This is a genomic window from Plectonema cf. radiosum LEGE 06105 (genome assembly GCF_015207665.1).
Taxonomy (GTDB): domain Bacteria; phylum Cyanobacteriota; class Cyanobacteriia; order Cyanobacteriales; family Nostocaceae; genus Rivularia; species Rivularia radiosa_A.
This window is the reverse complement of record NZ_JADEWL010000062.1, coordinates 1-11950: the sequence shown is the minus strand read 5'-3', so window position 1 is coordinate 11950 and position 11950 is coordinate 1. Positions and strand designations below refer to the sequence as shown.

Below are 11950 nucleotides of genomic sequence, written 5' to 3'. Positions count from 1 at the left end.
AAAATATAAAATCAATATAGGTACTTATAATTATGTTAACTCAACAAACAAGTAACCCCAATTTATGGAATCAAGTGTGGAGTCAGTCTTCTCATGAAAAAAGCGAGTTTTGGGAATGGGTAGAGCGCGAATCAAATGGTTTCAGAGGTACAAAAGTCCAGGATTATATTCGTACTAATGTAGGAGATATCAGTCAACTGAAAACCATTGAAGTTGGTTCGGGGTTAGGAATTTATAGTTTTATTTTTGCTCGTCTCGGTGCAGAAGTAACTTTATTAGACTACAGCAAACAAGCTCTGACTTTAGCTGAAGAATGCTTTCAAAAACATAGTTTAAAGGCAAATTTCATACTTCAAGATGCACTTTCATTAAATAGTGATTTACATAGTAGATATGATGTTGCAATGTCTTTTGGAACAGTGGAACACTTTCGCTATCCCCAACGTTTACAAATGATTGAAACCCATATTAATCTCGTGCGAAATGGTGGAGCTATAGTCATAAGCGTGCCAAATAAAGCCTTTTTTCCCCATGAGGTTTTAAAAGCTTATTTGCAAAGAAAGAATAAATGGGAATTGGGCTATGAAGGTGCTTTTAGTCGTAAAGAATTTTTTAAGCTTGCTCGTCAGCTTCAGCTTAGTAATTCCAAATTAATGGGTTCTGCATTTTTGAGTGATTTTCACAGATATGTCCAAATTTATCGCTCAACTCATATTTTCCAGAAAATTTTCGGTTCAAATATTTCAACTTCTGCAAATTTGCAAATTCGAGAAAAATCAAGTTGGCTAGATGATTATTTTGGTGCTGATTTAGTTTTGCTTGGTATTAACAGTCAAAAAATGATTTATGAACACAAATCCTAAAATACTATACCCCATCATTGATGGACAAGTTACGGGTGGTAATATTGTTTGTTTGCATCTAATCGAAGCAGCATTAAATCAAGGTTGGGATGTTTTAGTTAATTCACCTTCCGAAGGAAGATTTTGCGATATCCTTCGAGAAAAGAAAGTTAAAGTTTACCATTTGGATACTACTCGCTCTTTTAATTGGTTATCAGCAGTAAAAATGGCACAGTTAATCAATAAAGAAGATGTTTCTCTGGTTCACGCTCATGCTCCTTTTGCTGGTTCGATTATATCTGCTTTATCTGGGAAATTAGCTGGTGTACCTGTTATTATTCATGCTCATTTACAAGATTCTCTCAGTAGTAATTATTTCATCAGGAGCTATCAAAATCTAATGAACTATTGGACAAATCGGAACTGTTGCGATGCGATTATTGCTGTTTCTCATCAGGTAAAAGATGCATTGATTACAGAAGGTTTTGATTCCCGTAAATTCCATGTTGTACATAACGGTACTCATGTTAATCATCAGCAAATTAACACGGATATTTGTAACGAGTTAAATATTCCTGAAGATATTCCGGTTGTGATTCATGTCGGTAGACTTTGTAAAAGCAAAGGACAACATCTTTTACTTCAAGCTGCTGCAAATTTACATCAGTTGGGACAAGAGACTGTATATTTGATTGTTGGTAAAGACTTGGAACAAGATGGAGCCTATCTAACATATTTAAAAGATATGGCTCAAAAATTAGGAATTAATAATTTAGTTTATTTTTTAGGTCATCGTGCTGATATTCCTCAATTATTAGCTTTATCTGATTTATTAGTTTTACCTTCTTATACAGAGGGTTTACCTTTAGTGATTTTAGAAGCAATGGCAGCAGGTTTACCAGTTATTGCGACTCCTGTAGGAGGAATTCCAGAAGTTGTGATTCATCAAGAAACAGGTTTATTAGTACCTATAGAAGATGTTCCTGCTTTGGCTGATGCAATGCTTAAGTTGCTGCAAAATCCTCATGTTAGAAATGAGATGGGAAATAAAGGATTGGAGATGGTAAATAAAGATTTTTCTGTAGAAAAGATGTGTCGGGAAGTATTTGATATTTATGAGAAAATTGGGTTATTCCATAATTCTGATACTAATTAGTTATTTGTCTATTTTGTCCAAACAATTGGAATTGAAAGAATTAAGTAATCCAACGGAATGACCAAAATTGTCATCAAACTGCGCTCAATCTTACCCCAATTACCTTATCTACCCAAAGCTATTAAATTAGTTTGGCAGGCAGCAGGTTATTGGATGATTATCTGGGTAATTTTACTCGTTTTCCAAGGAATTTTACCCGCTATCGAAATTTATCTTGTCAAAACTGCCATTAATAGCTTTGTTGCAGTTGTCAAAACGGATATTCGCTCTACTAATCTGACTGCTGCTCTCATCTACATTGCAATTTTGGTGGGACTTTTGCTATTTGGAGGAGCGATCGCCAATTTCAATATCTGGGTGCAATCGCAAATTGCAGAATTAACTCAAGATTATGCTAGTTCGGCGATTCACCGTCAAGCAATTTCCCTTGATTTGGCTTTTTTCGAGAGTCCCGATTATTACAATCACCTGCATCGGGCTTGTGTGGAAGGCAAAAATCAACCCGTTATCCTACTAGAAAATTTAGGAGAATTGGGTGTAAGTACCTTGACGCTGTTATCGGTAGCTGTAGTGTTGCTACCTTTAGGTATTTGGCTACCCTTGGGATTATTGTTGAGTAGTTTTCCGCCGTTTTTTGTCATGTATAAAAGCAATCAAATTCAAAATAAATGGCGATTGCAAAATACAATGACACAACGCTACATTGAATACTACGAAAATCTCCTTATAGAAAGCGAATTCGCCGCCGAAGTACGCTTATTTGCATTGGGCGATCGCTTTCACGATGAGTACCAAAAGCTACGGCAAAAGTTGCGAACTGAGAAAATGCGGTTAATGCGATCGCGCAGTCTGGCTCAATTTCTTGCGAGTTTTTTATCCTTAGTTATACTTGGTATTGCCTTGAGTTGGATGGTGTCACAAATGGCACGGGGTAAACTCAGTTTAGGCGATTTAGCTTTGCTGTTACAATCCCTCTGGCTTGCCCAAGGATTGCTCCACAGGTTACTGAGAACCTGCGGTAAAACCTACCAAAATTTACTTTTACTGCAAGATTTATTTGAATTTATTTCCCTACAACCATTGTTGACAAGCAAAGATGGAGAATGCAAACCGCATGAAAATGTCAATTTGGGTTTAAGTAAGGGGATTTGTTTTGAAGGGGTTAGCTTTGCTTATCCCGGCAGTCAGCATTTGGCTTTGGATGATTTTACTTTAACTATTCCCGTAGGACAAATAGTGGCGATTGTTGGTGAAAATGGAGCGGGTAAAAGCACCCTGAGCAAATTAATATGTCGTTTTTATGACCCAAAGGCAGGTAAAATTACTCTCGATGGCGTAGATATTCGCGATATCCCCACAACAGAACTACGGCAATTTTTCAGCGTTATGTTCCAGTTTCCCGCTCGTTACCACGATACAGTCACGAATAACATGATAATGGGAGCTTTAAATACAAATCCCACACCCGCGCAAATTGATACCGTAGCCCAAGCAACAGGAGCAGATATCACTATTCGGCAATTACCAGCAGGATATGATACTTTGCTGGGAAAACGCTTTGGTGGCACAGAACTGAGTGGAGGACAGTGGCAACGTTTGGCACTAGCTAGAGCATGGTTGCGTTCTGCACCGATAGTTATTTTGGATGAACCAACCAGTGCAATGGATACCTGGGCAGAAAATAATTGGCTGGGAAGTTTGCGGCAATTAGCTCAGGGTAGGACGGTAGTAATAATTACCCATCGTTTGACTACAGCCCAGCACGCAGACACAATCCATGTGATGGCACAGGGAAAGGTGGTAGAATCGGGAACCCATCAGCAGTTATTAGCTAAGGGTGGTAATTATGCTCAATCTTGGCAGTTACAATTGGAAGCAGAAAAAGCGTTGAGTTAATTATGCCAAAAACCAAAGCAATTATCCTCACAGAAATTATTTCCCCTTACCGCATTCCACCTTTTAATTACTTGGCTCAAGATGAAGAGATTGATTTAACAGTCTTCTTTTTCGCAGAGACGGAAAGCCGCAGAAGTTGGTTGGTAGAAAAGGAGAAAATACAGTTTAATTATCAAGTGTTATGGGGTTTACAACTGGGTAAATCTTATCAAAGTGCGCCGGTTTTTCTCAATCCCGATGTTATTTATCAATTGTGGAAGCAACAACCCGATGTCATTATCTGCGGGGGATGGCACCATTTTACTCATTGGTTGGCTTTAGTTTATGCAGAGATGACGAAAACTCCTCTGCTGATTTGGAGTGAAAGTACGCTCAAGGATGAAAGGTCTGTAAGTATCATTAAGCACAAGCTAAGGACTTGGATTATCAATCAAGCTGATGGCTATATTATACCTGGTAAGGCTCAGAAAAAATACTTACTAAATTTGGGAGCGAGGGAAGATAAGATTTATATAGCAGCCAACGCTGTAGATAGTGTTTTCTTTACTTCCCAAGCCCAGGTTTACCGTCAGCAAAAGGCAATTTGTCAAGAAAAACTGGGAATTAGTGGATGTGTGATTCTATACATTGGTCGGTTAATTGATGAAAAAGGTATTCCAGAATTATTAGAAGCATTTGCCAAGCTTTCAGGAAATAAGCAGGTAACATTAGTTATTGTTGGTGATGGTTCGCGATTGCAAGATTATCATTCATATTGTCAGCAAAATCATCTCGATAATGTTGTGTTTACTGGATTTCAACCCCAAAGCACTTTACCGCAGTATTACGGGATAGCCGATATTTTTGTTTTCCCCACCAGAAGCGATACTTGGGGACTAGTATTGAATGAAGCGATGGCTGCTGGTTTACCTGTTGTCTGTTCCGATGCTGCGGGTGCTGCGGATGATTTGGTTGTGAATGGAGGGAATGGCTATCTTGTACCAGTGGGTGATGTGGAAAAGTTAAGTGAGGCTTTGCAGATATTGGTAGAAGATGAGAGTTTGAGGGAAAAGATGGGTTTGCATTCTCAAGAGATTATTGCTGATTATACCCCGCAGAAGATGGCGCAGGGGTTGAAACAGGCGATTTTGGGGTCATTACAGCACAACAGAATTACGAGTCAACCAAGATGCTAACTCATCTTGAGAGATGTTTCCTTTGGCTAAGTTATGTCCTTTACGCTTACATCGGAATGATAAAAAGTATGTGCAAAAAAACTCTGCGTTCCTCTGCGCTTACCTCCGCGTCACTTTGCGTTAAAAATATATAATTCCGATACAAACGGATTTGATATTAATCATCATATCCATTTCTCAACAAGAAAACTGCCATCACTACAAAGCCTATTCGTTTATTTCCATCGACAAAACAATGATTTTTCACCAATCCATATCCGTAGGCTGCTGTTAAATCGTAGATATTAGATGATGGGTTCATAGTATGCTAATTGTTGAGGACGGTATAGGGTTGATTCCAAAGCTCCCTGATCTAAGATACCAGAACATCCCCCATAGTCTTTAATGACTTCTATCTGGAGAGCAATAACTTCTTTTATCGCCAACCTTTGGTAGTTGGGAGTATTGTAACTACATTATTATAACATCTTATTCCTATTCCCCATTCCCTATCAATTCATCCAAACTATCCGGGAAAGTCCCTCCTTCAAGCATTTTCGTAAATACTTGATAGCAATCATTCTTTGCTCCTTCCTTACGGGGAAAACCCAACCATACAATCACAATAGCCTTTAGTTCTGAAGTATCAAAAGCCCGAAAAAACAATCGATACCTTTGAGGTAAACCCATCTTCTTCACTCTTCCATAGCGCTTCAAGGCTCCTGTCAAAGCGAAATAGCTGGCAATTGGATCATTTGGTATTTTAGTTTCAATTGCAACGGTGATTGCTGCAAATAGCTTCACAGTTGCATGGGTTTTAAACTCAGCTTCTGACAGCTTCTCCCGTAAATCGGCAACCCGATTTAATAATTCTTGATACTGAACTCCAAATAACTGGGGGTGAAAATAAATTTGCCAATTGTTGCTGACAAACTTAACCATCTTCCTGGGAATCTGACTCTAATTCCACACCGTCAATTAATTCGTGAGCAGTTTTAGACATCTCGGTTGTATAAGGCACTAATGTATTATCTTTCAATGCTTCTGTCATCGCAAAATCGAGAAACAACCGCATCATTAAAGAATCTTCGTCCGAATCATCATCAGATTCAGGAATAATTCTGAGAATCGCAGTATCGGGGGACAATACCTCTATCCAGCCCGAAGCATTAGTAAATTGGGGGTGTTCGCGGTAAAAATCCGCAGGTAGCCGAAATCCAGTACTATTACCAATTTTGGTACTGCGAATCCTGTAGGAGTTGCTCATATTTATGTATGTACGTTATGTACTTACATGATAGAACATAAATAAATGGGGAACAGGGAATGGGGAATAGTGTTTTGTTGAGTGTATAACGCGATGAAAAAATTTGAACGTAGTAATAAGTTATTGCAGAATTACGCACTAACTCAAGCCAATTTACAAAGCTAACTGGCGTATAAAAAGTAAATCTTATAGTAAGTAAAAACACTTAATTACTTTTGACGAAAGCCATTTTATCGCGCAAAATATGAATTGGCTTATATATTTCCACTATTCCCTATTCCCCATTCCCTATATTTATGAACTCTATTCTTAATCAAAAACTATCTATCTCAGAAAATGCTCTCTCGCAAGAACTTAACGGGGAAATAGTTCTATAAAATATCGAGTCGGAATCTTATTACACTTTAAATCCTGTAGGAAGTAAGTTTTGACAGTTGTTTTTTGATGAAAAGTTTATTAAAAAAGCCAATGAGCTAACATCTTGTGAAGTTAAAAAGCCCTAACTACTGCCTTTTCCATAAGTAAATCAACACCATCAAACCGAGTATCTTCCTGCAAACTCTGCAACCAATAAGCAACCACCAAAGTTTTCTCTAATCCCATCAATTTTCCGGTATCAATTTTCCCAGATTCTAAACATTTGAGTAAATCGGAGCTTTTCTTGCAGGGTAAAATCTGGGTTTGACAGGTATACTTAGATGCTACCCTGCGGGAAATCCTGCGGATTACACTGGGTTCAGCATGACATAAAACGGTACTTTTCAAACAACCTCTTAGATTCTTGACTTCCGCAGCGTGTTGTCGGGAATCTCGCAACTGTTATAAAAAGGTTAAAATATAGAATATAACTATAAATACCAAGTTAAGCAAAAATATATGGTTAGTTTAAGTCTTTCAAAAAACTATGAAGCTGAATCTTCTAAGCTGACTTACGGCGTGCTAATTGAGCAAGAACAAGATGGTCAATTCAGTGCAAGCGTACTAGGGTTGTCAGACTATAAAAGTTTAGGTAAAACCGAAGATGAAGCGGTATCAAAGTTGCAGCAAATTTTGCAAGAACGTTTAAAAAATTCAAAAATACTTACTTTAGAAATAGAATCAACACCAGATGAAGATTCTTGGAAGAATATATTTGGTATGCACAAAGATAACCCACTTTTTGATGAGGTACTAGCTGAAATAGAAGCAGAACGTGCGAAGCTAGATGCAAAAATGGAAGAGTATTACAAACAAATTGATGATGAGCAAGGATGAGTCAAAGTGACTACTATATGGGTGCTGGATACAGATCATTTATCGCTTATACAACGGGGCTATCCAAATGTAAAACAGCGTTTCGATGAAATTGGTCTTGCATTCATCGATTACAGTTGTAACATTGGAAGAGCAAATGAAGGGATGGCTTAATCTTATTAATAAGTATAACGATCAACCTTCTCAATCCGAAAAATTGATATTAGCTTACAAAGGTATGAGAGATAGTATAGAGTATATAAACAAAATTACTTTGCTCGATTTTGACCAACTTGCTCACGATTGTTACAAAGAGTTAATTTGTCAGAAAGTTCGTATTGGTACTAGAGATTTACGTATTGCTGCAATTACGCTTTCTAGAAACGCCATTTTAGTTACCCGCAACAACAAAGATTTTAGCAAAGTTCCTAATTTAAGAATCGAAGATTGGACAATATCTTAATTACTTAGTTAAATTCAGCCACGATAAATTACTTGTGCGGACAAATAATCAATTAATCAGCACCTGTCAATCTACATATTTTCCCTTAATTCAAAAATAAAAAGGCGCCACTCACTTCGTTCAAATTCAAAATTCAAAATTCAAAATTGAAGAGGTATTTTCAATTTTCTCAAATCTACATATGATTGTAGTATATCCAAAAACTTGTAACGACGAAAACAAGCTTGCAAATTACCATTTCATAACGCAAGCCACATCCTCCAAAATCGCATCACACAGTTGAGGCAGTGCGTTTAAACTGTCTGAACGATTGATTTGTCGTATCGGCACCATCTTTACCAAACGACCTAGATCCGCAAACTCGCGCCTTTGTCGATCTTTGTCTAATTTCAAAGATTCTGGGTATTTGTGTGTTAGTAAATGCATTAACCCCATTTGTGGAGAAATTGGTTCAATACTAGGAGCATTTAAAGTAGGCTGACGCTCCCCTAACATATATATACCAGCTAGGGGAAGGGGTTTGGAGTGAAAACGCCATTCTTCGGCACCATTTTGGTTGAGTTGTACAAAATGCTTATCAGTTTGGCTAAATACGCGCGGTAACTCTACTTCTGAACCGTAAACCGCATTTACCGCAGATTTCCACAGCCGTAGACGGGGATAACCTGGTTGAACCAGGAAGGAATCGCCACAGTCAGCCAGAACAGCAATGTCATCGGCTAAAATCGGATAGCCACGTTTTGCAAATGCTGCTGCGGTAGTTGATTTACCCGCACCTTTTGCACCGATAATACTTATGGCGTAATTATCTACTTTAATCACGCTGCTGTGGAGACAGATTTTTCCTTGTAATCGCAAAGCTGTACCGATAATGCAACCGAGTAAAATTGCAGTTACTTCAGCCAGGGGTACATTTGCCCAATTTATCCAGATTTGCTTACCATTGGGAGCAATTTCTACGTCTAATTTTTCCTTACTACCACCCAGAGACAAACAATAATAGATACCATCGGCTTTTTGTTGTGTGTACCAACCAGAGTGATACTCTTGATCTCGATGCGATCGCGTGGATAATTCACCTTCGACTAAATTAACTTCTACATCTACTATTGTAGTGGTTGAGGTGGGGACTAAAATTGGTAGCGGTAGGTTGGTGCGTAGGGTTAGACTGTAGACTTGGTAGTATAATGCCTCGGTACATAGGTACATTTATATATTTCCTAATTTTAATTTGGGTGTATTAATTTTAGTCCTTTAGCTTTGTCATTTTTAGCACCAGGTGGTTTTTGCAATCTTAAATGAGCCAAAATAGATGTACTTAAAGCCAATTAAGTTCAATACAGATGGTCATAATCATTTACCCCGATTGCAAACGACCATTTGCACCACATGATATAACCACATAATTAACCTAAAATAAATTTTCAACTCCACACCCGACGCAAATTTAACACAAAACCCGGTAAAACTTCCTCACCAGACAAGGATTCGGGATTTTCTAATACTTCCACAGGTAAACCCTGACGATAAATTTCTACCTGTTTTTGCTGCGGATCTAGTAACCATCCCAATCTCGCACCATTTTCAATATATTCCCTCATTTTTTCTTGCAACGGCTCAATTCGATCCGAACTAGACCGTAATTCAATCACAAAATCGGGACAGATATTCGCAAAAGTACCTTTTTGTTCTCCACTCAACCCATCCCAACGTTCTTGACTTACCCAACAAGTATCGGGAGAGCGGGTTGCACCATTAGGTAAAATAAAGCCAGTCGAAGAATCAAAGGCTTTTCCCAAATCGTCGTTGTCTTCGTACCAGCGATATAGTTGTCCGCTAATACTGAAATTGCGTTCCCCAGTTTCCCAACCAGTTGGTGGATTCACAATTAATTCTCCTCGTGCTGTTCTTTCCAGCTTCAAATCTCGGTTTGCTGCACTTAGTAGTGTAAATTGTTCTTGGGTAACATACAATCCGATTGAGGATGGTAAGTTCAAAGGTAGAGTTTGGTGTTGGGAAGCAGGTGTTTGTATCATTTTGACCTCTTTGAGAAGGCGGGATTTAAAAAGTGTTCCGACCCAATTGAATCATATATATTGATATTTTACGATAGCTTAAACCGCGATATAAACAAGTAAAACATATATCAACGTAACCCCGCGACATCTTCTAAAATGCGATTGCACACCTGAGATAACCCAGCTAAACTATCCTCAAGGGTGAGTTGTAGTATTGGTACTGCATTTGCCAAATATCCTAATCTCGCAAATTCATGCGATCGCATATCGCGCTCTAACTTCAATGATTCTGGGTATCTATGGGTAATTGGCAGGAGAAACATTTGTAAGTCTCTCCACCATTGGAGAAGGAAATAAAATAAATTCAAGCTGCGCGTTCGCTCGATTTAGCTCCCTCTCCCTACTAGAATTATTCTTGTGAAGGCTAAACGCTTATAGTGTTTCCCAACTTCATCCGTATTATACGGTGCAGACATCTCAAGGACGCGGTGCCTTGAACACTAATTTTGGTTATAATGGTTTAATGATTTTTTCTCTAAGTAGGTCGGCGTTGAAAATTGTAATCAGGACAAGGGAATAGGGAATAGGGAATAGGGAATAGGCAGTAGGGGTAAGACTTTGATGCCAGTTTATATTCTGTTACATAGTTAGTTTTATTTGTGCCGACTTACTTATATAGAAAATAACTGTCAAAAAATGAAAGTGTTGTCAAGGACTAGATAAATTTAAATGGCTCAATACAAACACGATAGATTCTTCAAAGTCTATATTCAATCTCTATATAAGACGAAAGGGGATACTTTACAAAACATCCAAGTTCGCAACGATGAAGACCTCGAAATTGATTTGATGTTTATGGGGCGAGAAGATATCGGATGGCAGCAAGAGAATTTAGGTTTATTCGACCAATTAATGCAAGAGCATCCAACAATTATCATCGAACATTATAGCTCCTATTTAGAAGAGACAGATATTAGTCAATCGGTCACTCGAAAGAATTTATATTGGACGCAAAAGCAAAAAGAACTGGTAGAAAATGCCAAAAATAAAGAGAAGTTGACAGGTCGAGACCGACTATCGAAACAGGCAAAACAACAAATAGAAAATCAAAATCCATTTACTTGGATACTGACGGTAAATTGCAGTGCAAAACTATTGAAATTATCTGGCGCTCAACCGGCGGCGGAATTAGGCATTGGTGTATATCGACTTCCTCAAATTTGGCGGATGGGAATTGTAATTATCGAGCAATTGGTTGATAGTCCTGACACGGTTTGGTTGAAAATGTTGGGAGATTTTGAAAGCGCTAAGATTGCTTTTGAATCAATCAAGCAGTTATCGCCGACTCGTAGAGAGAAAAATGATATAATCAGTGCATGTATTAAATATTGTGTTTATCTAAGAGACATACCTGCTGATAACTTGACTATAGAGGAGAAAGATTTTATGAGAACGATGACAGAAATCGATGCTTGGTATGAAGCACAAATGAACAAGGCTGAGTCAAAAGGCAAACTAGAAGGCAAACTAGAAGGCATGATTGAGTTAGCAAGTACTATAATTCGAGTCAAGTTTGGGGCTGACGTTCTCACGCCACAGATAGTTAGTCAGCTGCAAAAGTTAAACGCCAAGCAACTTGATGATTTTACGGCAGCAATGCTTAATTGGCAACAGCCTCTTGAAATGGAGGAATGGCTCACTCGTGACGAAACAGTTTAAACGAAAAGCTTTGTTGTCGAAAGTCGAAAAGGTATAAATATGTCGGTTCCTCGTTAAAGGCGCCCCACGGCTCATTAGACATCTCCAAAAAATAATTAAACTCTGATAAAATAATATAAAATGGTGTTTTTATCGGAATCTTATGACTAGTCTATTAGATTATATTGAAAAGAATCCTAAAGAATCACAGCGTTTGCTAGGT

14 protein-coding genes are annotated in these 11950 nt (G+C 38.2%); 7 read left to right on the top strand and 7 right to left on the bottom strand.

From position 1 onward, the window contains the following. Positions 1–32: 32 nt before the first annotated feature. Genes IQ247_RS17960 through IQ247_RS17945 form a run of 4 tightly spaced genes read left to right on the top strand, consistent with a single transcriptional unit; the run spans position 33 to position 5069 of the window. Positions 33–863 carry a class I SAM-dependent methyltransferase gene (locus IQ247_RS17960; protein WP_193922394.1) on the top strand — a complete coding sequence of 277 codons (831 nt, stop codon included), beginning with the start codon at positions 33–35 and terminating at the stop codon, positions 861–863. Beyond that, a complete protein-coding gene (locus IQ247_RS17955; RefSeq protein WP_193922393.1) occupies positions 847–1998 on the top strand; it encodes a glycosyltransferase in 1152 nt (383 codons plus the stop codon). Before IQ247_RS17960 ends, IQ247_RS17955 begins: the two co-directional genes overlap by 17 nt. A gap of 57 nt (positions 1999–2055) precedes the next feature. Then, on the top strand, positions 2056–3894 hold the full coding sequence (locus IQ247_RS17950; RefSeq protein ID WP_193922392.1) for an ABC transporter ATP-binding protein: 1839 nt from the start codon (positions 2056–2058) through the stop codon (positions 3892–3894). A gap of 2 nt (positions 3895–3896) precedes the next feature. After that, positions 3897–5069 carry a glycosyltransferase gene (locus IQ247_RS17945; RefSeq protein WP_193922391.1) on the top strand — a complete coding sequence of 391 codons (1173 nt, stop codon included), beginning with the start codon at positions 3897–3899 and terminating at the stop codon, positions 5067–5069. Between the two features lie 157 nt (positions 5070–5226). Here IQ247_RS17945 and IQ247_RS17940 read toward each other — a convergent pair whose 3' ends face one another. From IQ247_RS17940 to IQ247_RS17925, 4 genes are all read right to left on the bottom strand, one after another. After that, positions 5227–5370, bottom strand: coding sequence for a type II toxin-antitoxin system death-on-curing family toxin (locus IQ247_RS17940; protein ID WP_193922390.1), 144 nt, complete (start codon positions 5368–5370; stop codon positions 5227–5229). Between the two features lie 173 nt (positions 5371–5543). Beyond that, the gene (locus IQ247_RS17935) at positions 5544–5990 is read right to left on the bottom strand and encodes a type II toxin-antitoxin system YhaV family toxin (RefSeq protein WP_193922389.1); all 447 of its coding nucleotides are present in this window, start codon (positions 5988–5990) and stop codon (positions 5544–5546) included. Beyond that, positions 5983–6315, bottom strand: coding sequence for a hypothetical protein (locus tag IQ247_RS17930; protein WP_193922387.1), 333 nt, complete (start codon positions 6313–6315; stop codon positions 5983–5985). Before IQ247_RS17930 ends, IQ247_RS17935 begins: the two co-directional genes overlap by 8 nt. Before the next feature lie 489 nt (positions 6316–6804). Beyond that, the gene (locus IQ247_RS17925) at positions 6805–7080 is read right to left on the bottom strand and encodes a hypothetical protein (RefSeq protein ID WP_228059840.1); all 276 of its coding nucleotides are present in this window, start codon (positions 7078–7080) and stop codon (positions 6805–6807) included. Positions 7081–7191: 111 nt separating this feature from the next. Here IQ247_RS17925 and IQ247_RS17920 point away from each other — a divergent pair, with 111 nt between their 5' ends. After that, a complete protein-coding gene (locus IQ247_RS17920; RefSeq protein ID WP_193922383.1) occupies positions 7192–7569 on the top strand; it encodes a type II toxin-antitoxin system HicB family antitoxin in 378 nt (125 codons plus the stop codon). A gap of 136 nt (positions 7570–7705) precedes the next feature. Then, on the top strand, positions 7706–8011 hold the full coding sequence (locus tag IQ247_RS17915; RefSeq protein WP_228059839.1) for a type II toxin-antitoxin system VapC family toxin: 306 nt from the start codon (positions 7706–7708) through the stop codon (positions 8009–8011). 231 nt (positions 8012–8242) lie between these two features. On the opposite strand, the gene IQ247_RS17910 is transcribed toward IQ247_RS17915, so the two are convergent. The 3 genes from IQ247_RS17910 to IQ247_RS17900 all read right to left on the bottom strand — a co-directional run bounded on the left by IQ247_RS17910 (position 8243) and on the right by IQ247_RS17900 (position 10352). Beyond that, complete coding sequence (locus IQ247_RS17910; RefSeq protein ID WP_193922381.1) at positions 8243–9220, bottom strand: phosphoenolpyruvate carboxykinase (ATP); 978 nt, start codon at positions 9218–9220, stop codon at positions 8243–8245. A gap of 215 nt (positions 9221–9435) precedes the next feature. Next, on the bottom strand, positions 9436–10047 hold the full coding sequence (locus IQ247_RS17905) for a Uma2 family endonuclease (RefSeq protein ID WP_193922379.1): 612 nt from the start codon (positions 10045–10047) through the stop codon (positions 9436–9438). A 110-nt stretch (positions 10048–10157) separates the two neighbouring features. After that, positions 10158–10352 carry a hypothetical protein gene (locus IQ247_RS17900; RefSeq protein ID WP_193922377.1) on the bottom strand — a complete coding sequence of 65 codons (195 nt, stop codon included), beginning with the start codon at positions 10350–10352 and terminating at the stop codon, positions 10158–10160. A gap of 406 nt (positions 10353–10758) precedes the next feature. Between IQ247_RS17900 and IQ247_RS17895 the strand changes: the two genes are divergently transcribed. Continuing rightward, positions 10759–11748, top strand: a complete 990-nt coding sequence (locus tag IQ247_RS17895) for a hypothetical protein (protein WP_193922375.1) — start codon at positions 10759–10761, stop codon at positions 11746–11748. Positions 11749–11950 lie beyond the last annotated feature (202 nt).